Origin of the sequence: Sphingobium sp. LB126, assembly GCF_002795205.1 — a bacterium.
In the GTDB taxonomy this organism is placed as follows: domain Bacteria; phylum Pseudomonadota; class Alphaproteobacteria; order Sphingomonadales; family Sphingomonadaceae; genus Sphingobium; species Sphingobium chungbukense.
The window spans coordinates 724,634-744,978 of sequence record NZ_NETV01000001.1; the positions used below are offsets into that span (position 1 = coordinate 724,634).

Annotated in this window: 24 protein-coding genes and 1 tRNA gene; 12 read left to right on the plus strand and 13 right to left on the minus strand. The window is 63.7% G+C overall.

Annotated features, from left to right (window positions below):
- Nucleotides 1-19: 19 nt before the first annotated feature.
- On the plus strand, nt 20-775 hold the full coding sequence (locus CAF53_RS03445) for a glucose 1-dehydrogenase (RefSeq protein WP_100237347.1): 756 nt from the start codon (nt 20-22) through the stop codon (nt 773-775).
- Between the two features lie 29 nt (nt 776-804).
- Here the strand turns inward: CAF53_RS03445 and CAF53_RS03450 are convergent, their stop codons facing one another.
- On the minus strand, nt 805-1,545 hold the full coding sequence (locus tag CAF53_RS03450; protein ID WP_100237348.1) for an NIPSNAP family protein: 741 nt from the start codon (nt 1,543-1,545) through the stop codon (nt 805-807).
- Between the two features lie 181 nt (nt 1,546-1,726).
- Between CAF53_RS03450 and CAF53_RS03455 the strand changes: the two genes are divergently transcribed.
- Nucleotides 1,727-2,482, plus strand: a complete 756-nt coding sequence (locus CAF53_RS03455) for a TetR/AcrR family transcriptional regulator (RefSeq protein WP_100237349.1) — start codon at nt 1,727-1,729, stop codon at nt 2,480-2,482.
- 86 nt (nt 2,483-2,568) lie between these two features.
- On the opposite strand, the gene CAF53_RS03460 is transcribed toward CAF53_RS03455, so the two are convergent.
- Nucleotides 2,569-2,644, minus strand: a tRNA-Ala gene (locus CAF53_RS03460).
- A gap of 232 nt (nt 2,645-2,876) precedes the next feature.
- On the opposite strand from CAF53_RS03460, the gene CAF53_RS03465 reads away from it, so the two are divergent.
- Nucleotides 2,877-3,773, plus strand: a complete 897-nt coding sequence (locus CAF53_RS03465; RefSeq protein ID WP_100237350.1) for a DUF2171 domain-containing protein — start codon at nt 2,877-2,879, stop codon at nt 3,771-3,773.
- Nucleotides 3,774-3,825: 52 nt separating this feature from the next.
- Here CAF53_RS03465 and CAF53_RS03470 read toward each other — a convergent pair whose 3' ends face one another.
- Entirely contained in the window at nt 3,826-4,662 is an 837-nt protein-coding gene (locus tag CAF53_RS03470) for a CoA ester lyase (protein ID WP_100237351.1), read from the minus strand.
- 97 nt (nt 4,663-4,759) lie between these two features.
- On the opposite strand from CAF53_RS03470, the gene CAF53_RS03475 reads away from it, so the two are divergent.
- Nucleotides 4,760-5,098: a DMT family protein gene (locus CAF53_RS03475; protein WP_046764614.1), complete on the plus strand. Its 339-nt coding sequence runs from the start codon at nt 4,760-4,762 to the stop codon at nt 5,096-5,098.
- A 6-nt stretch (nt 5,099-5,104) separates the two neighbouring features.
- Here CAF53_RS03475 and queA read toward each other — a convergent pair whose 3' ends face one another.
- From queA to CAF53_RS03500, 5 genes are all read right to left on the minus strand, one after another.
- The gene (queA, locus tag CAF53_RS03480; protein WP_100237352.1) at nt 5,105-6,133 is read right to left on the minus strand and encodes a tRNA preQ1(34) S-adenosylmethionine ribosyltransferase-isomerase QueA; all 1,029 of its coding nucleotides are present in this window, start codon (nt 6,131-6,133) and stop codon (nt 5,105-5,107) included.
- Nucleotides 6,134-6,157: 24 nt separating this feature from the next.
- A complete protein-coding gene (locus CAF53_RS03485; protein ID WP_100237353.1) occupies nt 6,158-6,928 on the minus strand; it encodes a peptidylprolyl isomerase in 771 nt (256 codons plus the stop codon).
- A 93-nt stretch (nt 6,929-7,021) separates the two neighbouring features.
- The gene (gene coaD / locus CAF53_RS03490) at nt 7,022-7,531 is read right to left on the minus strand and encodes a pantetheine-phosphate adenylyltransferase (RefSeq protein WP_046764617.1); all 510 of its coding nucleotides are present in this window, start codon (nt 7,529-7,531) and stop codon (nt 7,022-7,024) included.
- A gap of 4 nt (nt 7,532-7,535) precedes the next feature.
- Entirely contained in the window at nt 7,536-8,444 is a 909-nt protein-coding gene (locus tag CAF53_RS03495) for a polyprenyl synthetase family protein (RefSeq protein WP_046764618.1), read from the minus strand.
- Between the two features lie 11 nt (nt 8,445-8,455).
- Nucleotides 8,456-8,716 carry an exodeoxyribonuclease VII small subunit gene (locus tag CAF53_RS03500; protein ID WP_046764619.1) on the minus strand — a complete coding sequence of 87 codons (261 nt, stop codon included), beginning with the start codon at nt 8,714-8,716 and terminating at the stop codon, nt 8,456-8,458.
- Nucleotides 8,717-8,907: 191 nt separating this feature from the next.
- On the opposite strand from CAF53_RS03500, the gene CAF53_RS03505 reads away from it, so the two are divergent.
- Complete coding sequence (locus tag CAF53_RS03505) at nt 8,908-9,288, plus strand: hypothetical protein (RefSeq protein WP_046764620.1); 381 nt, start codon at nt 8,908-8,910, stop codon at nt 9,286-9,288.
- 166 nt (nt 9,289-9,454) lie between these two features.
- Here the strand turns inward: CAF53_RS03505 and CAF53_RS03510 are convergent, their stop codons facing one another.
- Nucleotides 9,455-9,883, minus strand: a complete 429-nt coding sequence (locus CAF53_RS03510) for a DUF805 domain-containing protein (RefSeq protein ID WP_100238677.1) — start codon at nt 9,881-9,883, stop codon at nt 9,455-9,457.
- A gap of 105 nt (nt 9,884-9,988) precedes the next feature.
- Here CAF53_RS03510 and purL point away from each other — a divergent pair, with 105 nt between their 5' ends.
- Complete coding sequence (purL, locus tag CAF53_RS03515) at nt 9,989-12,163, plus strand: phosphoribosylformylglycinamidine synthase subunit PurL (RefSeq protein ID WP_100237354.1); 2,175 nt, start codon at nt 9,989-9,991, stop codon at nt 12,161-12,163.
- Between the two features lie 46 nt (nt 12,164-12,209).
- Nucleotides 12,210-13,379 carry a formate-dependent phosphoribosylglycinamide formyltransferase gene (gene purT, locus CAF53_RS03520; RefSeq protein ID WP_046764623.1) on the plus strand — a complete coding sequence of 390 codons (1,170 nt, stop codon included), beginning with the start codon at nt 12,210-12,212 and terminating at the stop codon, nt 13,377-13,379.
- Nucleotides 13,380-13,520: 141 nt separating this feature from the next.
- On the opposite strand, the gene CAF53_RS03525 is transcribed toward purT, so the two are convergent.
- A complete protein-coding gene (locus CAF53_RS03525) occupies nt 13,521-14,288 on the minus strand; it encodes a methyltransferase domain-containing protein (RefSeq protein ID WP_046764624.1) in 768 nt (255 codons plus the stop codon).
- Between the two features lie 62 nt (nt 14,289-14,350).
- Between CAF53_RS03525 and CAF53_RS03530 the strand changes: the two genes are divergently transcribed.
- The 3 genes from CAF53_RS03530 to bfr all read left to right on the plus strand — a co-directional run bounded on the left by CAF53_RS03530 (nt 14,351) and on the right by bfr (nt 16,450).
- On the plus strand, nt 14,351-15,595 hold the full coding sequence (locus CAF53_RS03530; RefSeq protein WP_046764625.1) for a DUF418 domain-containing protein: 1,245 nt from the start codon (nt 14,351-14,353) through the stop codon (nt 15,593-15,595).
- A 54-nt stretch (nt 15,596-15,649) separates the two neighbouring features.
- Nucleotides 15,650-15,820, plus strand: coding sequence for a (2Fe-2S)-binding protein (locus CAF53_RS03535; RefSeq protein ID WP_025547882.1), 171 nt, complete (start codon nt 15,650-15,652; stop codon nt 15,818-15,820).
- A gap of 150 nt (nt 15,821-15,970) precedes the next feature.
- Entirely contained in the window at nt 15,971-16,450 is a 480-nt protein-coding gene (bfr, locus tag CAF53_RS03540; protein WP_046764626.1) for a bacterioferritin, read from the plus strand.
- 246 nt (nt 16,451-16,696) lie between these two features.
- Here the strand turns inward: bfr and CAF53_RS03545 are convergent, their stop codons facing one another.
- Nucleotides 16,697-17,104: a (deoxy)nucleoside triphosphate pyrophosphohydrolase gene (locus CAF53_RS03545; RefSeq protein ID WP_100237355.1), complete on the minus strand. Its 408-nt coding sequence runs from the start codon at nt 17,102-17,104 to the stop codon at nt 16,697-16,699.
- 78 nt (nt 17,105-17,182) lie between these two features.
- Here CAF53_RS03545 and CAF53_RS03550 point away from each other — a divergent pair, with 78 nt between their 5' ends.
- Nucleotides 17,183-17,368: a Flp family type IVb pilin gene (locus tag CAF53_RS03550; protein ID WP_046764628.1), complete on the plus strand. Its 186-nt coding sequence runs from the start codon at nt 17,183-17,185 to the stop codon at nt 17,366-17,368.
- Nucleotides 17,369-17,506: 138 nt separating this feature from the next.
- Nucleotides 17,507-17,668: a Flp family type IVb pilin gene (locus tag CAF53_RS03555; RefSeq protein ID WP_046764629.1), complete on the plus strand. Its 162-nt coding sequence runs from the start codon at nt 17,507-17,509 to the stop codon at nt 17,666-17,668.
- Nucleotides 17,669-17,845: 177 nt separating this feature from the next.
- Here CAF53_RS03555 and CAF53_RS03560 read toward each other — a convergent pair whose 3' ends face one another.
- Complete coding sequence (locus CAF53_RS03560) at nt 17,846-19,321, minus strand: M48 family metalloprotease (protein WP_100237356.1); 1,476 nt, start codon at nt 19,319-19,321, stop codon at nt 17,846-17,848.
- A gap of 77 nt (nt 19,322-19,398) precedes the next feature.
- Nucleotides 19,399-20,343, minus strand: coding sequence for an acetyl-CoA carboxylase carboxyltransferase subunit alpha (locus tag CAF53_RS03565; RefSeq protein ID WP_046764631.1), 945 nt, complete (start codon nt 20,341-20,343; stop codon nt 19,399-19,401).
- Nucleotides 20,344-20,345 lie beyond the last annotated feature (2 nt).

Below are 20,345 nucleotides of genomic sequence, written 5' to 3' on the forward strand. Positions count from 1 at the left end.
GCAGCAGGATCAACCATCCATGACCGACTCTGGCATCTTGAAGGGCAAGATCGCCGTTATCACCGGAGGCAGCAGCGGCATCGGCCGCGCGATAGCCCAGCGATACACGGCCGAAGGCGCAGACGTGATCATCGTCGATCGCGATCCGGCTACGCTGTCGAAGGCGCTCTCCGAACTTGGGTCACAAGCGGGCGCGATGCGCGCCGATGTCGCCAGCAAGAGCGATCTGGACAGGCTGTTTGACGACATCCGCGCGCGCTGGGGCCGTATCGACATACTCGTCGCCAATGCGGGCGGCGGTGCGATCCGCTCCCTGGGAGAGATTGACGAGGCCCATTATGACAGCATCTTCGCGACCAACGTCAAAGGTACGTTGTTCACCGTGCAAGCGGCCCTGCCGCTGATGCCGGATGGGTCGGCGATCATCTTGACCGGGTCGGATGTCGCCATCCAGGGCAATGCAGGCTTGAGCGTTTACGCAGCATCGAAGGCCGCGATCCGCAGCTTCGCGCGCAACTGGATCCTCGACCTGAAAGAGCGGAGGATCCGGGTGAACACGCTGTGCCCTGGGCCGGTCAACACGCCCGGGCTGCTCGGCCTCGTCCCTCCGGATCAGCAGGCTGCTTTCCTTCAGGGGCTCGCCGCGAAGATACCGGCCGGCCGGGTCGGCGAGCCCTCCGAGATCGCAAATGCCGCTCTTTTCCTGGCTTCCGACGCAGCGAGCTTCGTCAACGGAATCGAACTCTTCGTCGACGGCGGAAATGGCCAGGTGTAAGGGGCGTACCCGTTTGAGGGCCGCCTGAATTACGCCACCTGCACTGCCGTCCAGTCGACGGACTGAAGCACCGACCGCAACCAGTAAACGGGCGACGGCTTGTACCAACCGGTCTCGGAGCGAAGGAGAATGTCTTCATAGGATTGGGCGAAGGCCAGCCAGGCGGCGTTGTCGCGCATCTTGCCCTTGTGGTCCCAGGCCGCGGTCACGTCCGGGAACCAGCGATAGATCACGACGCGATTGTGTATTCCATCGATGGCAAACCACGCTCCGATGATGCCCGAAGTCGCTTCCGGACCGACCCGCTCGATATAGGATCGCCATGCATCCCAGTATCGAGGCAGGCCGCCCGGCCGAAGCTCCAGCATCTCTTCGGTCACACATAGGCGCGCCGGATCCGCGCCGCTGGCGGCGACCTCGCCCTGCACCTCCGGCAGCGTTCCGCCGAACAGCGGAAGGACGAGCGCCTCCAACGGTGCCGGCGCGAAAAAGCCGCTTTGCTGCGCGAGGAACAAGGACCGCACCGTGGCGAAATACTCCGGGGGATGCGCGGCATAGACGGCCATATAGCTGGACCGCCATTGGTCGAGGCTCTCGAAGCCGTAGATATGGACGATATGATCGCCATTCCCCGCGATCGGTTCCAGCGAGATCAGATTATGACGCATGACCGTCTGCGCGACGGGACTGCGGTTCCAGCGGTCCTGCGCCGCCCAGAATTCAGCAATTCGTCCAGGCTTGGCGGTATATTGGCGGCGATCGAGGATCATGTAATTTCTCCGGCAGGTGAGCCTTTTCGAGTCCGGCTATCGTTAGGGCTTTACGACCGTAAAGCCAACTGTCACAAAAGTTGCGTCGTCTCTGGTTCGTCCGGCACATGCCGACTGTCCCGGAGCGACGACATCGTGATAGTGAGCGCGGATGCGTAGCTGTAAGAGCTTGGAGTAGTTGATGACGGCCGGAAAAAAGCGAGTGGTTGTGAAGCGTGCCGAGCAGGCACGCGCGGCGGAAACGCGCTCGCTCATACTTCAGGCGGCTTTGAGCGAGTTCGCCGAGAATGGGTTCGACGCAGCCAGCATCAGGAATATCGCCGATCGCATCAACGTTCAGCACCCGCTGATCACATATCACTACAGCACCAAGGACGTGCTCTGGCAGGCGGTCGCCGAGCATGCGTTCACGCGTATTCGTGATCAATGGGACGAGAATATCTCTGAAGGGTCGGACATGAGCGCGCTCGAACGGCTGCGCGAGGAATATAAGGCCTTGTTCCGGTTCACTGTCGAGTTTCCGCAATTTCATCGCTTCATGCGCCAGGAGACGAGGTCGCACAGCCCTCGGCTGCAATGGGTCGCTCAAAAAATGCTCAGCCCGTTGATCGAGCGCCTGCTTCCACAAATTCGCGCCGCGCAGGAAGAAGGGTCCCTGCCCCAGGTGGAGCCGATCATTTTCCACTATCTCATGATCAGCCTGACCTCGACGCTGTCGGGCTTCGGTCCTGAGATGGAAGAAACCAGCGGCCTTTCGCCCAACAGCCCGGAAGTGGTCGATGGCTACTGGCGCTTTGTCGAACAGCTCGTCTTCAGCCGGCCCGGACAAGGGCAGTCGCGCAGCGACCGCGCCGCTGCCGCATCGTCAAAGCGACCTGCACAGCCGCGCAAGGCACGCAGCGTCAAGGCGTCAGATGCGAGCGATATCACGGACTGAGACAGGACATCACACGCGTCGAGAAACACGGACAACATCCAGGTCGGTCGCGCGATCTTAGGACTTCCGCGCCCTAAAGGCAAAATTGGTGGAGCCGAGGGGGATCGAACCCCTGACCTCGTCATTGCGAACGACGCGCTCTCCCAGCTGAGCTACGGCCCCAAAGGAGCGCTGCCTATAAGCGAGCGATTGCGCCCATGCAACGGTCTTTTTACGCAAAAGACGCGCCGCCTTTCTGATCTGGATCAAGAGCCGGCCCGGCTCCATCGCCCTGCCGGGGCAAAGGCGGGACGTTTCCCCTGCGTAACGCCCGGAACGATGCCCTCCAACACTCATTGGTGCGGTGACGGCGCCATGATGGGATGCCGTGGGACAGCAGATAAGGAGATGGAAAATGGGTTACCAAGGCGGACGTCGCTATGGTGACAGCGACCGTAATTGGGATCGAGGCTGGGCCGGCCGGAACCGTGATTCGGACCGCTACCGCTATGGTACGCGTGGCCAGTTCGGCGGTCCGGGCTACCGGCAGCCGCCCGAGGATTATGATCCGGACGAGCGCGGCTTCTTCGACCGCGCGGGCGATGAAGTGCGGAGCTGGTTCGGTGATGAGGAAGCCGAGCGGCGGCGCGAATATGACGAATATTATAACCGGCCCTATGGCGATCCGCGCGACCAGAGCAGCAGGATCGGCTATGCGTCGGCCTCCAACAGCAGCCGCTACCTCCCCAATCGCGGCTATTCGCCCTATAGCGGCGAACGCAGCGGCTATGGCAGCGAGGATCATGGCTATCGCGTCCGCGCCTTCGGCCCCGATCATGATTATGGCGAGCATCACGACGCCAACTATCATGCGTGGCGCCAGCAGCGGATCAACGAACTGGACCGCGATTATGCGGAGTATCGGAACGAGAACCGTCAACGTTTCAACAATGAGTTCGGCACCTGGCGCAGCCGCCGCAACGAGCAGCGGTCGGCGGTCCAGACCGTGCGCGAGCATATGGAAGTGGTCGGCAGCGACGGTGAGCATGTCGGCACGGTCGACAAGCTGCGCGGGGACCGTATCATCCTGACCAAGGGCGACCAGGATGCCGGCGGCATCCATCATTCGGTCCCGTCATCCTGGATCCGGTCGGTCGACGCCCAGAAAGTGACGCTGGAAAAGACCGCCGAGGAAACCCAGGCCGCCTGGCGCACCGAACACGAGCAACAGGCCCTGTTCGGGTCGCGCGACGAGGGCGATTATGCCGATCGCTATCGCAGCACCGCTTCGGAAAAGGGCCGCTATCGATAAGCCTCCCCCTGATTCAGGCGAAAGGCCTGGCCGCAAGGCCGGGCCTTTTTCCTTATCCGGCGGCCGCCACTACCCGCTGCGCCTGGACGAGATGCGGCCGGTCGATCATCTTTCCGTCCAGCTTCAGCACCCCCGCGCCGGGATTGGCCGCGAACGCATCGATCACCGCCCTTGCCCGCTCCACTTCCGCCTCGCTGGGGGTGAAGCCCTCATTGATCGCGGCAACCTGCACCGGATGGATCGCCATCATGCCGGTGAAACCGTCGCGCCGTGCCCGCCCGACATAGGCCTTGAGGTCATCCATCGCCTCGATCCGGGGGAAGACCGTATCGATCGCCGGGACGCCTGCGGCGTGGGCGGCGAACAGCGTCAGGCTGCGCGCCATTTCGAAGGGCGCGGTATAGCGGCCATCCTCTTCGCGCGATGTCGAAGCGCCGATCGCCGCGGGGAGGTCCTCTGCCCCCCAGGTCAGGCCGACCAACCTGTCCCCGACCTGCCTGAAACTCCCCAGCTCGAAAATCGCGGACGGCGTTTCGGTCGCGATCGGCAGGATCGGCGGCACATGGACCCCATCGGCCAGCCCGATCAGCGCCCGGATGCTGGATGCACCTTCCGCCTTGGGCAGCATGATGCCGTCAGGCCCGGCCGGAAGCGCGGCGGCCAGGTCGGCGCGGGCCTGATCGCCGTCCAGCGGATTGACCCGGACGAAGGTCGCACAATCGCGCGGGCCGGTCAGCCATTCCGCGATCGCGTCCCGCCCGAAGGGCTTGCGCTCCGGCGCGACCGAATCCTCCAGATCCAGGATGATGGCATCGGCGCCGCTGGCAGCCGCCTTGGCAAAGCGCTCCGGACGATCGGCGGGGACGAACAGCAGCGAACGGAGCTTCATGCAGGACCTCTCTTTGAGCGACGATTTCGTCCGGCTCCCTTGCGCTCGCCGGCGCGGCAATGCAACAGCCCCCTGTCCACGCATCCAAAGGCCGTTCATGCCGACCATCCTGCTCCTCACCATTTCCAATCTGTTCATGACCACCGCTTGGTACTGGCATCTGAAGGGCGGGATGAACAAACCACTGTTCGCGGTCATCCTGATCAGCTGGGGGATCGCCTTCGTCGAATATTGCTTCGCCGTGCCCGCCAATCGCATCGGTTTCGCCAGCGGCTGGAGCGCGGGTCAGCTCAAGATCGCGCAGGAGGCGATCGCGCTGCTGATCTTCGGCGGCTTCATGGTGACGGTGCTGGGCGAACCGCTGCACTGGCGCCACCTCGCCGCCTTCTTGTGCATCATGGCGGCGGTGGGTTTCCTGTTCGTCGGGCGCAGCTGAAACCGGTCAGGGCAACAGCAGTGAGGAATCCCCATAGCTGTAGAAGCGATAGCCTTCCGCGATCGCATGGGCATAGACCGCCTGCATCCGCTCCCGCCCCATCAGGGCACTGACCAGCATGAACAGGGTCGACCTCGGCAGGTGGAAATTGGTCATCAGGCCATCCACCGCCCGGAACCGATAGCCTGGCGTGATGAAAATCCGTGTCTCGTCGGCGAAGGGCCTGACGATGCCGTCTTCCCCCACGGCGCTTTCCAGCAGGCGCAGGCTGGTGGTGCCGACGGCGATCAGCCGCCCTCCTGCCTTTCGCGCCGCGTTGAGGCGATCCGCCGTCGCCTGGTCGATCCGGCCCCATTCGGCATGCATCCGGTGGTCGTCGGTGTCATCGGCCTTGACCGGCAGGAACGTGCCCGCCCCCACATGCAGGGTCAGGGTTTCCGTCTTCACCCCCGCCGCCTCCAGTGCCTCCATCAGCTCGGGCGTGAAATGCAGCGCCGCGGTGGGCGCCGCGACCGCACCGTCCTCCCGCGCGAACATGGTCTGATAATCGCTGCGGTCGCGCTCGTCGGTGGGGCGCTTGCTGGCGATATAGGGCGGCAACGGCATGCGGCCCGCCCGCTCCAGCAGCACTTCGACCGGCTCCTCGCCCTCGAAGCTCAGCGTCACGCCGCCATCCTCGTCGCGCGGGCCGGCAAGGGCGGCGACGCCCGCGCCGAAATCGATCCGGTCGCCATCGCGAACCCGCTTGGCGTTGCGCAGGAAGGCCTGCCACTGGCGCAGGCCCAGCCGCTTGTGCAGCGTCGCGCCGATCTTCGCCTGACCGCGCATGCCCTCCAACTGGGCCGGGATCACCCTGGTATCGTTGAACACCAGCACATCGCCGGCGCGCAGCAGGCCCGGCAGGTCCCGCACGATACGGTCCCCGAAGGGCGCTTCGCCAGCCACCAGCAGCAAACGCGCCGAATCGCGCGGCGAAGCGGGCCGGAGCGCGATGCTCTCAGGCGGCAGATCGAAATCGAACAGGTCTACGCGCATGGCTTCTGCCCCCGCTGGGGCGCCTTATTTCTTCTTGGTCGCGACCGGCTTCTTCGCGGGCACGGGCTTCTTCGCGGGCAGCGGCGCGATGATCGAAGGCGCTGGCGCGGGCGGTGTCGGCAGCGCGGTCACGGGCGGCTTGCCGTCGCTTTCGATCGACGCCTGAAGGATCAGCGTCGGGTCGGCGGGCGGCTCGCCCTGGTGGATCGCGTCGACATATTGGATGCCCTCGATCACCCGGCCGAAGACGGTATATTTCTTGTCGAGCTGCATACGCGGCAGCAGGACGATGAAGAACTGGCTGTTCGCGCTGTCCTCGCTCTGGGCACGCGCCATGGACACGGTGCCGCGCAGATGCGGCATCGGATTGAACTCCGCCTTCAGGTCGGGAAGCGTCGAACCGCCAGTGCCATCGCCCTTGGGATCGCCGCCCTGCGCCATGAAGCCAGGGATGACGCGATGGAATTTGAGGCCGTTGTAGAAGCCCTGGCGCGTCAGTTCCTTGATCCGCTCGACATGGGTGGGCGCGATGTCGGGCCGCAACTGGATGCGTACGCGGCCGCCGCTCGACAGGTCGAGATCCCAGATATTCTGGGGGTCCACCGGCACGGTCGCGGGCGGCAGCTTGGAGGCAGGATCGAGGCCGAGCTGCTTGGCCGTCTGCTCCGCGCGGACGGCAGCCTCCTCCTTCTTCGCTTCCTCGGCATTGCGTCCGCCCTGGGCCAAGGCCGCGCCGTTCGATGCATAGAGGGCGAAACCGATCGCCACGGTCTTGAGCGCCGACGTGAACCGCATGAATGAAGCTTTCCTATATTTGCCCAGGTGCGAATGTGCCCCTGATAGCGTCCTCTTGGCGATTGGCAACTGAACGAAGGCTGAGTCGAGCCTTTACTGGCCCTTGCGACCCAGGTTCGCCACCCGTGCCTCCACCTCGTCGCGGACCGCAGGGCTGACGAATTTGTGGATCGGCCCGCCGTAAAGCGCGATTTCCTTGACCAGGCGGGAAGCGATGGGTTGGAGCGAGACGTCCGCCATCAGGAAGACCGTCTCGACCCGGCCGTTGATCTGCTGGTTCATCCCCGCCATCTGATATTCATATTCGAAGTCCGCGACGGCGCGCAGGCCCCGGATGATGACGCTTGCCCCCTGCGATTCGGCAAAGTCCATCAGCAGCGAATTGAAGCCGGTGACGACGATTTCCGCATCGATCCCCGCGCATTCGCGACGCACCATGTCCAGCCGCTCCTCGTCGGAGAACATCGGCGACTTGGAAATATTGGTCGTGACGCCGATCACCAGCTTATCGACCAGCTTCGCACCCCGCCGGATGATGTCCATATGACCCAGGGTGATCGGATCGAACGTGCCGGGATAAACCCCCACCCTCTGCTTGCTCATGCCCCTAGCGATCCCTTTCCACGATATAATCCGCGATGGCGCGCAGCAGATCGGCCTCCGGACCGTGCCCATGCAGATGCGCCTTGGCCTGCTCGACGAGCAGGCGTCCCTGTTCCCGCGCACGCTCCACCCCGAGGAGCGAGACGAAGGTTTCCTTGCCCGCCGCCGCGTCCTTGCCCAACGCCTTGCCGGCAAGACCGGCGTCCCCCACCACATCGAGCAGGTCGTCGGCGATCTGGAAGGCAAGGCCGATGTCGCGTGCATAGCCGTGCAGGCGGGTACGCGCCTCCGGCGGGATGCGCGCCATGATCGCGGCGGCATCGACGCAGAAGGCGATGAGCGCGCCGGTCTTCATTTGCTGGAGCCGGGTGACGGTGGGCAGGTCGAAGCTCGCCTTCTCCGCTTCCAGGTCCATCATCTGACCGCCCGCCATGCCGCTGGTGCCGCTGGCGATGGCGAGCGCCTTCACCAGTTCGACGCGGACGAAGGGATCGGGATGGGTTTCCTCGTCCGCCAGCACTTCGAAGGCCAGATCGTGCAGGCAGTCGCCCGCCAGGATCGCCGTCGCCTCGTCGAACGCCTTGTGAACGGTCGGCTTGCCCCTGCGCAAGTCATCATCGTCCATCGCCGGCAGATCGTCATGCACCAGCGAATAGACATGGATGCATTCCACCGCGATACCGACGCGGAGCGCCGAATCCCGCGAAATATTGAAGAGGTCGCTCGCCGCCTGGACCAGCAGCGGGCGCAGCCGCTTGCCACCATCCATGGCCGCATGGCGCATCGCCTCGTAAAGGCGTCTGCGCGGATCGTCGGGGACGGCCAGCAAGGAGTCGAACAAACGGTCGACCTCGACCGCGACGGCAGCGGCGCGGCTGGCGACCAGGGACGAGGCGGAGGCAGCTCCGCTCATGCCGGCGGCTTTCAGTCCGTACCGAAGGGTTGAGCGCCCGTCACCGCGCCACTGGCATCGACGGTCAGCTTGGCGATGCGCGCTTCGGCCGCCTGGAGCCGTTCCATGCAGCGCTTCCGCAACTCTTCGCCCTGCGCATAAAGCGAAATGGATTCGTCGAGCGGCACGTCGCCGCTTTCCAGCCGCCGGACGATCGATTCGAGCGCGCGCAGCGCATCCTCGAACGACATTTGCGACGGATCGCCCTGCTGCATCATGCTGTCTTGCGCCATGTCCCTGCATTGGCGGCCCCCGCCCGCCCGGTCAAGCCCGCAGTCAAGCTCACTGGCAAGTTCGCCGGGGCGGTTGCGGCCGATTCCGGGGCGCGGTCATGAAAATGTCATGACGTCAGGCCAGTGGCTGGCGGACTTATGGCAGTTTTGCGTTGACGCTTGGCGTGGCTAATGCACATAGAAGGACCGCTATGAAATATCATCTCCCCCTCATCTCCGTAGCGGCGCTCAGCCTGCTGTCGGCCTGCAACAAGAATGACGAACCCGAAGTCGTGGGCGGCCCCGCCGATCCCATGGCTGAAAAGCTGGCCAATGCCGCGCCGGTCGAGCTGCCGCCGATGGTGAAGGAAAGCCATCAGTATCGCTGCAAGGACAACAGCCTGATCTTCGTCGACTTCATGAGCGACGACAAGACCGTGCAGTTGCGCACCGAGAAGAACGGCGCGCCGACCAAGCTGACCGCCGCCGAGGCCGGCAAGCCCTATGAAGCCGAAGGCTACAAGGTCGAGGGTTCGGGCAAGCAGATCACCGCCACGCTGCCGGGCAAGAGCGCGGTCAGCTGCAAGGGCTGATCCCTTTCATTTTCCTGCAAGTTCGGGCCGGCCCTCCTGAGCGGAGGCCGGCCCTTTTTCTTGCCCGAGAGCGCGCCGCGTTCAATCTGACGCAGGCCGCGCGCTCCAAATTTGTGTTGTCGCATCGTTTCGCGCCAAACCGGTTCCCACTTTTGCGCACGATGCTCTAACGCAATTCCGGTTCCCCGACCTCGACCGGATCGGGACCGAAGCGATTGGCTCCCCGCGTACCGCTCATGATCAGGAAGATGAGCAGGACGATGCTGCCGATGAAGGGAAAGACGACGATCAGCAACCACCAGCCGGTCCGATCCGTATCATGCAGCCGCCGGACAGATACTGCCAGTTGGGGAATCAGCATCGCCAGCGCGAACAGCCCGGTCAGCGGCCCGCCGCGCGTGCTGTAACCCGCGCTGGCCCACCAGGGGCCGCGCTGGAACCAGCGATCGGTCGTGGTGAGACCAAGCATGGTTTCGGCCAGCGACAGGATGAAGAAGCCGAGGAGCAGGAACAGAACGAACATCCAATATTCCTTCGGCCGCGCCCGGCCCGAAAATCGGGCGTAGCGGCGCAGCGGCAACAGCATCCATTCCATGCAGACCTCCTTTTTGGCCTTCCGAGGCAGACAGGCTATCATGTTTTCGGGCGCAAGTGAGCGTCAGCATTGTCTATCGCACGCTCCCTCGCTAAAGGCGCGCACATGTCCAGCACCGCATCCCAGATCACGCCCCAGGTCGTCGCCGAACATGGGCTTTCCCCGGAAGAATATGATCGCGTCCTGAACGCGCTTGGCCGGGAGCCGAATCTCACCGAACTCGGCATCTTCTCGGTGATGTGGTCGGAGCATTGCTCCTATAAAAGCTCGCGCATCCACCTGAAGAAGCTGCCCACGGAAGGCCCGCAGGTCATTTGCGGCCCCGGCGAGAATGCGGGCGTCGTCGACATTGGCGACGGACAGGCCGCGATCTTCAAGATGGAGAGCCACAACCACCCGAGCTATATCGAGCCCTATCAGGGCGCGGCGACGGGCGTGGGCGGCATATTGCGCGACGTGTTCACCATGGGCGCGCGGCCGGTGGCGAACATGAACGCGCTGCGTTTCGGGCGGCCCGACCATCCGAAGATGAAGCATCTGATCAGCGGCGTGGTGCACGGCATCGGCGGCTACGGCAATTGCGTGGGCGTGCCGACCGTGGGCGGCGAGGTGAATTTCCACCCCGCCTATGACGGCAACATCCTGGTCAACGCCATGACCGTGGGCGTCGCGGATACCGACAAGATTTTCTACAGTGCAGCTTCGGGCGTCGGCAATCCGATCGTCTATGTGGGGTCGAAGACCGGTCGCGACGGCATTCACGGCGCGACCATGGCCTCGGCCGATTTCGGCGAGGATTCGGAAGAAAAGCGCCCGACCGTGCAGGTCGGCGACCCCTTCACCGAAAAGCTGCTGATCGAGGCCTGTCTTGAGCTGATGGCGTCGGACGCCATCGTCGCGATCCAGGATATGGGCGCAGCGGGCCTCACCTCCTCCTCGGTGGAAATGGCGTCCAAGGGCGGCGTCGGCATCGAACTGAACATGGACATGGTGCCCCAGCGCGAAACCGGCATGACAGCCTATGAAATGATGCTGTCGGAATCGCAGGAACGCATGCTCATGGTGCTCCAGCCGGGCAAGGAAGCGTTCGCCGAGGCGATCTTCCGCAAGTGGGAACTGGACTTCGCCGTCATCGGCCATGTGACCGATACGGGCCGCATGGTTCTGGTGCACAAGGGCGAGACGGTGTGCGACATTCCGCTGGCTCCGCTGGCCGACGATGCGCCGCTTTATGACCGTCCCGCCATGCCGAAGGACGAGTATAAGGCTTGGTCGGGCGTCCAGCCGCTGGGCGATATTCCGGCTTCGGACATCGGCGCCGACCTCGTCAAGCTGATGGGTTCGCCCGACATCGCATCGCGCCGCTGGATCTGGGAGCAATATGACCATATGGTCGGCGCCGACACGGTGCAGCGCCCGGGCGGCGACGCCGCCGTCGTGCGCGTCCACGGTACGCAGAAGGGCATTGCGATCAGCACCGACTGCACGCCGCGCTATTGCTATGCCGACCCTTATGAAGGCGGCAAGCAGGCGATTGCCGAATGCTATCGCAACATCAGCGCGGTCGGCGCGACGCCGCTGGCCGTCACCAACTGCCTGAATTTCGCCAATCCGCAGCGGCCGGAAATCATGGCGCAGTTCACCGGCTGTCTGGAGGGCATGGGCGAGGCCTGCCGCGCGCTCGACTTCCCGATCGTGTCGGGCAACGTCTCGCTCTACAATGAATCGAAGGCGACAGGCGGCGGTTCCGCCATCCTGCCGACGCCCGCCATCGGCGGCATCGGCCTGCTGAAGAATGTCGACGTGATGGCGACCGTCGCGTTCAAGAATGAGGGCGACGCCATCTGGCTGATCGGCGAGGAAGGCGCGCATCTGGGCCAATCCATCTGGCTGCGCGAAATCGCCGGTCGCGAAGCGGGTGACGCACCGAACGTCGACCTGGCCGCCGAACGCGCCCGCGCCGAGACCGTTCGCGAGCTGATCGCGGCGGGCAAGGTCAATGCCGTGCATGACATTTCCGATGGCGGCCTGCTGGTGACGGTGACCGAAATGGCGCTGGCCGGGAAGATCGGCGCGCAGCTGGACATCCCGCTCACCACCGCGAGCGCCTTTGGCGAGGATCAGGGCCGCTATGTCGTCGCCGCCGCGCCGGGCGTCGAGATTCCGGGCGCGATCCGCATCGGCACAACCGGCGGCGACACGGTCGCGGGCGTGGCGCTCGCCGACCTGCGCAGCGCGCATGAGGGCTTCTTCCCCGCGCTGATGGACAGCGAACTCTAACGGATCGGAACGGTCGTTTCCATCAGCTGACAGGACGGAGCCTGCCATGGCCTTTACCGCGAAAATCCTCCTTCTGGGTTCGGGCGAACTGGGCCGGGAATTCGTGATCTCCGCCAAGCGCCTCGGCGCACAGGTCATCGCCTGCGACAGCTATGCCGGGGCGCCCGCCATGCAGGTGGCGGACGGGCATGAGGTGTTTTCGATGCTCGACGCCGATCTGCTGGCGAAGGCGATCGAGAAGCACCGGCCCGACTTCGTGGTGCCGGAGATCGAGGCGATCCGTACCGAGGTGCTGGCGCAGGTCGAGGCCAGGGGCGTGACCGTGGTGCCCTCCGCCCGCGCCACCATCATGACGATGAACCGCGATCGCATCCGCGAGGTGGCGGCGGTCGAACTGGGTCTGCGCACGTCCCGCTACCGCTATGCCGAAACGCTGGCGGAAGTGCTGGCCGGGGCCGAACATACGGGCCTGCCCTGCGTGATCAAGCCGGTCATGTCCTCGTCCGGCAAGGGGCAGAGCACGGTGCGCAGCGCCGACGAACTGGAGACCGCGTGGGACTACGCCGTCGCCAACATGCGCGGCGACCGCAGCCGGGTGATCGTGGAAGAATTCATCGCCTTCGACTATGAAATCACGCTGCTGACGGTGCGCAGCCGGGAGGGCGTCAGCTTCTGCCCCCCCATCGGCCACCGGCAGGAACGCGGCGACTATCAGGAAAGCTGGCAGCCCACGCCCATGTCGAATGCCGCGCTGGCCGCCGCGCAGGACATGGCCCGCAAGGTGGTCGACAATCTGGGCGGCTACGGCATTTTCGGCGTGGAATTCTTCGTGAAGGGAGAGGATGTCATCTTCTCCGAACTCTCGCCCCGGCCGCATGATACCGGCATGGTGACGCTGATCTCACAGAATATGAGCGAATTCGACCTGCACGCCCGCGCGATCCTGGGCTTGCCGGTGCCGGAAGTGACGCTGCGGGGACCCGCCGCTTCGGCGGTCATATTGGCGGACCGGGAATCGAACGATTTCCGGTTCGAAGGATTGGCCGATGCGCTCTCCACGCCCGGCGGCGAAGTCGACCTGCGCCTCTTCGGCAAGCCGGCGACCCGTCCCTATCGCCGCATGGGAGTCGCCCTGGCACGGGCGGAGGATGCCGATGCGGCGCGTGCCGTTGCGGCGGACGCTGCGGGCAAGGTCAGGATCGTCTACGGCGAATAGGGGTGGCTTCTTGCCTCTGGCCTGTCATCCCAGCGAAAGCCGGGATTTCAGGCGAGGGCACAAGTCAGCCTCACGGGATCCCAGCCTGGATGACGGATGTTGTTGACGTCCGCTCATAACGTGGCGGCCCCATCCAAAACCCTAAACCACGCGCGTCACCCGGCCGAACAGGACCTGATAGACATCATTCCCGCCGCTTTCCTCGAAAGCCGCCATGACCCGGCGCAAATCCCTGGGTGCCAGCGGCTTGCGCCCCTCGTTCGGCACCACCGCGCCGATACCCTTGAGATGGGCGATCAGCCCCTTCGCGCCGCCACAGGCCAGGACATAATGCTCGTCAAAGGCGAAGGCGTCCCCGAAACGCCCCAGCATCGACCGCAAAGTCTCAAGCGCGGGATAATCCGGAATGCCGGCTGTTACCCCGCCAGCGTCATGCGCGCCGCGCCAGCGGGCGAAGCTGCCCTGCCCCATTGTGGAGAAGATGAGGCTCCCCCCCGGCCGCAGCAATCCGACCAGACGGGCTATGGCGCGCTCCAGATCATCGAACCACTGGAAGGCCAGGCTGGAGAGGATCAGGTCGAACCATTCCCCTTCGAAGATCGGCGCCTCGCCGTCCATCGTCAGGAATGTGCCCGCGATCAGTCCATCCCTCGCGGCCCGCGCCAGCATATCGGGCGACAAGTCCGTTACCACCAGTTCCGCGCCCGGCCAGCGCGCCTGGATGTCCCGCGTCAGAAAGCCCGTGCCGCAGCCGATCTCCAATATCCGCCCGACACCCTCGGGCTTCTGCCGCTGGGCAAGATCGGCGACCAGCGCGGCCGCCAGCCGCTGTGGCCCGGCATGATCGTCATAACGCCCCGCCGCCGCGCCGAAAGCGTCGCTTATTCGTTGCTTGCGATGGCCGTTCATGGCTAGTCGCATTGACAGAGCCGCATGTTCTTTTCCAGCCTCTTCAAGGACAGCCAGAACCGATGACCACCCCTTCTTCCCGGATTCCCGCCATGGACGTCCTGCGCGGATGCGCGGTGATGGGAATCTTGTGGATGAACATCGCGGTCTTCGCCCTGCCCGCGCAGGCCTATTTCAGCCCGGCGGCGGCGGGACCGCTCTCCACGGGCGACATCCTCTTCTGGACGGTCAGTTTCCTGGCTGTCGATGGCAAGATGCGGGCGCTCTTCTCCATGCTGTTCGGCGCGTCGATGCTGTTGCTGATCGACCGGGAGGAAATGGCCGGGCACGACGGTCAGCGGACACAGATGATCCGCGCCGCCTGGCTGTTCGTCTTCGGCCTCGCTCATTATCTGCTGCTGTGGTCGGGCGACATATTGATGATCTATGCGCTGGTCGGCCTCGCGGCCCTGCTGTTCGTCCGGAAGGAGCCGCTGGCGCTGGTCAAATGGGCCTTTCTCTTCTTCCTGGCGCATTTCCTCGTCTGCGCTTTCTTCATCACCACGCTCCACGCCTGGAGCCACGCCGCCGCGGCGCCCGATGCAGCGTCCCATATCCCTGCCGGTTTCGCTGACTTCATCGGTTCTTTTTCCGATCCCGCCCACCCTGCGATCCGCAGCGAATTCGAAATCTATAGGGGGAACTATGCCGGCATCTTCATGCATCACGTCGCCCTGTTCGGCAGTCAGTGGCTCACCACCCTGCCCTTCGTGACGCTCGATACGCTGGGCTTCATGCTGTTGGGCATGGCGATGCTGAAGGGCGGTTTCCTGACCGGACGCTGGCAGGCAGAGCAATATTGGCGCACCGCGCGCCATTGTTTCCTGATCGGCCTCTTGCCCATGGCGGGTCTCGCCTGGTGGGTGATCGCAAGCGGGTTCGCCACATTGCCGGCGCTGGGAACGGTGCTGGCCTGGTCCTTCCCCTTCCGCATTCCGCTGGCCGTGGGCTGGGCGGCGCTGATCCTGTGGCTGTTCACCCGCTATCGCGACCGGCGCCTGACGCACCGAATCGCTGCCGTCGGACGGCTGGCGCTCAGCAATTATCTCGGCACCAGCATCGTCATGAGCGCGACTTTCTATGGCTGGGGCCTCGGGCTGTTCGGCCAGGTGCGCTACAGCCTTCTGCCGCTGCTCGTGATCGCCGCCTGGGTGGTCATGCTGCTCTGGTCGCCACTCTGGCAAAGGCGATTCGCGCTCGGACCGATGGAATGGCTGTGGCGCACCCTGGTCGGCGGCCAGACGCAAAAGATTCGCAACAGCGATTGAATCACTATTGCGACCTATTATCACTTACGCTATCTCCCACTGCAGGAGATTTGCATGGTTGTCTGTGTCTGCAATGCCATTCGCGAGAAAGACCTGAAGGAAGTGGCCCGGGAAGGCTGCGCCACTCCGTGCAGCGCCTATGCGCGCCTTGGTCGCCGCCCCAAATGTGGCCAGTGCGTCCCCTTCGCCCGGACCATCATCGCCGCCGAGCGCGCCTCGATCTGAAGCCATTGCGAATCAGGCGCATCTGACCGCCGCGAACTCCACGCAATAGCATAGCGAAAAATGGCGGATTCCCGCGGCTTTCCGGATTAACAAACGGAACCGGAATGCTTATACTCCCGGCACTTTCCCAAAAAGCCGGAGACAAACCCGATGAAGGGCGATCCCAAGGTCATCGAATATCTGAACGAGGTGCTCAAGAATGAGCTGACCGCGATCAACCAATATTTCCTCCACTATCGGATGCTGAACCATTGGGGCATCGAGAAGCTGGCCAAGTTCGAATATGAGGAATCGATCGACGAGATGAAGCACGCCGACAAGCTGGCGGAGCGCGTCTTGTTCCTCGACGGCCTGCCCAATTTCCAGTTGCTCGGCCGCCTGAAGATCGGCGAGACGGTGGAAGAGATACTGAAGGCCGACCTGGAGCTGGAATATGAAGCCCTGCCGGTCCTGAAGGACGCCATCGCCTATTGCGAATCGATTCGCGACTTTGTGAGCCGCGACCTGTTCCAGCACATCCTCGAAAGCGAGGAAGAGCATGTCGACACGCTCGAAACCCAGTTCGAGATGATCGAACGCATGGGCATCCAGAACTACATCCAACTCCAGAGCAAAGCAGCCGAGGAATGAAGCTTTGGGCGGGGCAGGTCCATCCGGCGCCCCGCCCCTTTCCCTGGAGCGATTTCCACGCGATCGAAATCGGTCGCTGGTCAAAAATCGCGGAAACGAAAGGCTTAGGATAGCGATCTGATGCAATCAGATCGAAAACCCCTCTAGAGCGCGCTGCGCTAAATCGTACGCGAGCCGCACGCTCTAAGCTTTTGTTGTCGCATCGCTTTAAGCGCAAAACCGGTTCCCACTTTTGCGCACGATGCTCTAAATCAGCGAATCGAGCAGGCCGATCAGCGGCAGGTCCGCCGGTGGCATGTCCAGCGCATACATTTGCGCGGGCCTGGCCCATTGCAACGCGGTCGCGTGCCGCGCTTCGGGAATGCCCTGCCATTTGCGGCAGACATAAAGCAGTAGCAACAGATGCCGCTCGCCCAACGGCTCGCTGGCGAAGGCAGCGGGCGCGAGACAGCTCGCATGGGTGCGGATCCCCAACTCCTCCTCCAACTCGCGGATGAGCGCGATTTCGGGCGCTTCGCCCGGCTCCACCTTGCCACCGGGGAATTCCCACAGATGCGCCATCGGCTTTCCCGGCGGACGCTGCTGCAACAATATGCGGCCATCCGCATCGACCAGAGCAGCGGCAACCACCAACAGGGGAGAATTTATCGTCATGACGGTCCAGCTTGAGGGGTTTGTTAACTCTGTCGCTTTTACAAGGGCATTCTGGGCTGTGTGTAAATGGGGTATGGCATGCGCGCGTTGTTCAAAAATTTCAGCTTCTGGAAGCTGATCTACTGCCAGCGCGGCGCGACGGCGGTGGAATATGGATTGATCCTCGCCCTCATCTGCCTCGCCATCGTCGGCGCCATGTCCAACGTCGCCAACAAGACCATCGGCATGTGGAACAATGTCGCGACAGAAGTTCTCGCGCATTAACCATCAATATCTGACAACCTGCCGATCGCATTAAATCTTTATCAACCCACCCCGTCTAAACCTGCCAATGCTGACCTTCAATTCAAGCGGGGGGCGGCCGGGTAGTTAAACGTTGAATTTGAGGCAAGGAGACTTCCAATGCAGTTCATCCGCAAGATGCTGAAGAACGAAAAGGGCGCCACCGCCATTGAATATGGCCTGATCGCAGCTCTGATCGCTGTCGCCGCCATCGGCGCCATGACCAGCCTGGGCGGCAAGCTCGGCAACACCTTCAACAATGTCTCGGGCAACCTGAAGTAAGCTCGAAGCCATTGAAGAAAAGGGGCGGTGGGAGCAATCCCGCCGCCCCTTTTATTTAGGGCGATTCCCAAGCAACCAGAACCTCGCTGGTCAAGAAATCGCGGCGAACAAAAGGCCTGGAGCGGCGATCCGATTCAATCAGATCGAAAACCGCTCCAACCTCGCGTCGATGCCGGCTCACCAGGTGACGATCTTCACCCGCTGCCCAGGCCGCAAAACGCTGTTGGCGTTCAACGCGTTGAGCGTCAGGAAGCGCTCGACCGCATAGTCGCCATAGGCCATGCGCTTGGCCAGCGACTGGACGCTGTCGCCGGATTTGACGGTAAGGACGCTGATGCGACGCGGCTTGATGGCGGCCGCCTCCTGGGTCGAGAGACGCTGGACCGATTGCACCATGGTCGAGAACGGACCGATACCCTGCCCCGCCGCCGTCAGCAGCAGGAAATGATAGGCCTTGCCGCCGCCGAAATCATAAGCGAAGACCGTGGCGTCAACCTGACTCGACTGTGTGCTGGCCCGGATCGTGCGCCACGCCGCCGGGAGGCCGTTGACCGTGGTACGGCGTACATCGCCGGATGGAACAGTGCCCCCGCCGCCCAGTTTCGCGAACACCGAATCGATATAGGCAGGCAGATCGCCGGAAAAGGGCGCCGCACCGAACTGCGCCTGCCCGCCCGATCCCGCGACGGTGACGGCATCCGCGCCATTTTCCATGCCGAAGCCCTGCGGCGCGGTGAAGCCCAGCCGCAGGTCGGGATGACGGAAACGGCTACCCTCGATCACCCCCTGTTTGGGATCGTCGCCATAGAGCACGCCGTCCAGCGCATTGAGGAACGCGTCCCGGTTGCGTACCGTGCTGGTCGATCCGGTGGCGGCGGCATTGCGCGCCGCACGACCGACGCGGGAGGCGGGATCGGGATGGGTACTCGCCCATTCCGGCACCGATCGCGCATTACCGGTCACACGGGCATCCAGACTGCTCTGCGCAGCGAGCGAAGCGAGCATGGTCGAAAGCGCCTTGGGATCATAACCACCGGACGCCAGATACCGGATGCCCAGATCGTCCGCCTCATATTCCTGGGTGCGGGAGAATTTGAGCGTCAACAACTGGCTGCCCTGACCGATCCCCTTTTGCAACAGGCCGCCAATCGCCGAATCGCCCAGCAGCGCGCCGGTCAGTACCTGAAGCAGCGTGCCGCCGATCGCGTTGCGCTGGGCCGCCTGCTGGCGCCGCTGGCCATGCTGAGCCGCGACATGGCCGATTTCATGGCCCAGCACCCCGGCCAGTTCGGCCTCATCGTTCATCAGCGCCATCAGCTGGCGTGTGACATAGACATAGCCGCCGGGAATGGCGAAGGCGTTGTTCACCGGCGAATTGAGCAGGGTGACGGTGAAATCGCCCTGCGCGTTGGAGAGACCCGACTGGACGGCGATGCGACGGCCCACACCCTCGACATATTTGGCCTGCGGCCCGGCATAGGCTCCGCCAAATTCGTTGAGAAGCTGCGGATGCTGCTTGGCGCCGGATTCCTTGTCCTGCGGGCTGATCGAGGAAACCGTGCGAATCGCCCGTTGCTGGCCCTGCACCGAAGGCGCCGCGGCAAGGGCGATCAGGCCCAGCCCCGCATAAGCCCAATAGGATAATCGTGTCACGGCGCCTCCTGATCCCCTGTTACCATGGCGTAACGAGGCATAGCAGGCAGAGGTTCCCCAAGACAGGGGGTGAACGGTCAAACGCCGATGGCGAGGAACTTGTCGGCGCGATCGGTCCGCAGGGCCTCGGCGCTCATGCCCGACAGCGCGTCCAACTCCTCGCCGATCGCCGCGCCCAGATGGGCGATGGCCTGCACGGGCTCGCGATGGGCGCCGCCGGTCGGCTCCGGCACGATGCGGTCGATGACACCCAGCGCCTTCAGATGCTGGGCCGTCACCTGCATGGCGGTGGCGGCATCGCTCGCCTTGTCGGCCGTGCGCCAGAGGATGGAAGCGCAGCCTTCGGGCGAGATCACCGAATAGACCGCATGTTCGAACATCAGCACGCGATTGGCCGCCGCCAGCGCCACAGCGCCGCCAGAGCCGCCCTCGCCCACCACGGCCGCGACCATCGGCACGCCCAGGGCGAGACATTGCTCGGTCGAGCGCGCGATCGCCTCCGCCTGACCGCGTTCTTCGGCCTGCACGCCGGGGAACGCGCCCGACGTATCGACCAGCGTCACCACGGGCAGGCCGAAACGGTCGGCAAGCTGCATCAGGCGGATCGCCTTGCGATAGCCCTCGGGCTTCGCCATGCCGAAATTGTGGCGGACGCGGCTTGCCGTATCGTCGCCCTTTTCATGACCGATCACCACCAAACGGCGGTCACCCAGCGTCGCGAAGCCGCCGATGATCGCCTGATCATCGGAAAAGGCGCGGTCGCCCGCCAACGGCATGAAATTGTCGAACATGCCCGCGACATAGTCCTTGAAATGCGGACGGTCGGGATGGCGCGCAACCTGCGTCTTCTGCCAGGGCGACAGCTTCGCATAGCTGTCCACCAGCATCTTCGCCGCGCGCTGTTCGAGCTTGTCGATCTCACCGCTTATGTCGATATCGCCCACATTGGCGGTGGCGCGCAGTTCGATGATGCGCGCTTCCAGCTCCGCAATAGGCTTTTCGAATTCAAGAAAGCTAACCATGG

What these genes read in the sequence shown, in the direction of transcription:
- CAF53_RS03445 (WP_100237347.1), top strand. Translation starts at nt 20, where the DNA reads ATGACCGACTCTGGCATCTTGAAGGGCAAGATCGCCGTTATCACCGGA.
- CAF53_RS03450 (WP_100237348.1), bottom strand. Translation starts at nt 1,545, where the DNA reads ATGATCCTCGATCGCCGCCAATATACCGCCAAGCCTGGACGAATTGCT.
- CAF53_RS03455 (WP_100237349.1), top strand. Translation starts at nt 1,727, where the DNA reads ATGACGGCCGGAAAAAAGCGAGTGGTTGTGAAGCGTGCCGAGCAGGCA.
- CAF53_RS03465 (WP_100237350.1), top strand. Translation starts at nt 2,877, where the DNA reads ATGGGTTACCAAGGCGGACGTCGCTATGGTGACAGCGACCGTAATTGG.
- CAF53_RS03470 (WP_100237351.1), bottom strand. Translation starts at nt 4,662, where the DNA reads ATGAAGCTCCGTTCGCTGCTGTTCGTCCCCGCCGATCGTCCGGAGCGC.
- CAF53_RS03475 (WP_046764614.1), top strand. Translation starts at nt 4,760, where the DNA reads ATGCCGACCATCCTGCTCCTCACCATTTCCAATCTGTTCATGACCACC.
- queA (WP_100237352.1), bottom strand. Translation starts at nt 6,133, where the DNA reads ATGCGCGTAGACCTGTTCGATTTCGATCTGCCGCCTGAGAGCATCGCG.
- CAF53_RS03485 (WP_100237353.1), bottom strand. Translation starts at nt 6,928, where the DNA reads ATGCGGTTCACGTCGGCGCTCAAGACCGTGGCGATCGGTTTCGCCCTC.
- coaD (WP_046764617.1), bottom strand. Translation starts at nt 7,531, where the DNA reads ATGAGCAAGCAGAGGGTGGGGGTTTATCCCGGCACGTTCGATCCGATC.
- CAF53_RS03495 (WP_046764618.1), bottom strand. Translation starts at nt 8,444, where the DNA reads ATGAGCGGAGCTGCCTCCGCCTCGTCCCTGGTCGCCAGCCGCGCCGCT.
- CAF53_RS03500 (WP_046764619.1), bottom strand. Translation starts at nt 8,716, where the DNA reads ATGGCGCAAGACAGCATGATGCAGCAGGGCGATCCGTCGCAAATGTCG.
- CAF53_RS03505 (WP_046764620.1), top strand. Translation starts at nt 8,908, where the DNA reads ATGAAATATCATCTCCCCCTCATCTCCGTAGCGGCGCTCAGCCTGCTG.
- CAF53_RS03510 (WP_100238677.1), bottom strand. Translation starts at nt 9,883, where the DNA reads ATGGAATGGATGCTGTTGCCGCTGCGCCGCTACGCCCGATTTTCGGGC.
- purL (WP_100237354.1), top strand. Translation starts at nt 9,989, where the DNA reads ATGTCCAGCACCGCATCCCAGATCACGCCCCAGGTCGTCGCCGAACAT.
- purT (WP_046764623.1), top strand. Translation starts at nt 12,210, where the DNA reads ATGGCCTTTACCGCGAAAATCCTCCTTCTGGGTTCGGGCGAACTGGGC.
- CAF53_RS03525 (WP_046764624.1), bottom strand. Translation starts at nt 14,288, where the DNA reads ATGAACGGCCATCGCAAGCAACGAATAAGCGACGCTTTCGGCGCGGCG.
- CAF53_RS03530 (WP_046764625.1), top strand. Translation starts at nt 14,351, where the DNA reads ATGACCACCCCTTCTTCCCGGATTCCCGCCATGGACGTCCTGCGCGGA.
- CAF53_RS03535 (WP_025547882.1), top strand. Translation starts at nt 15,650, where the DNA reads ATGGTTGTCTGTGTCTGCAATGCCATTCGCGAGAAAGACCTGAAGGAA.
- bfr (WP_046764626.1), top strand. Translation starts at nt 15,971, where the DNA reads ATGAAGGGCGATCCCAAGGTCATCGAATATCTGAACGAGGTGCTCAAG.
- CAF53_RS03545 (WP_100237355.1), bottom strand. Translation starts at nt 17,104, where the DNA reads ATGACGATAAATTCTCCCCTGTTGGTGGTTGCCGCTGCTCTGGTCGAT.
- CAF53_RS03550 (WP_046764628.1), top strand. Translation starts at nt 17,183, where the DNA reads ATGCGCGCGTTGTTCAAAAATTTCAGCTTCTGGAAGCTGATCTACTGC.
- CAF53_RS03555 (WP_046764629.1), top strand. Translation starts at nt 17,507, where the DNA reads ATGCAGTTCATCCGCAAGATGCTGAAGAACGAAAAGGGCGCCACCGCC.
- CAF53_RS03565 (WP_046764631.1), bottom strand. Translation starts at nt 20,343, where the DNA reads ATGGTTAGCTTTCTTGAATTCGAAAAGCCTATTGCGGAGCTGGAAGCG.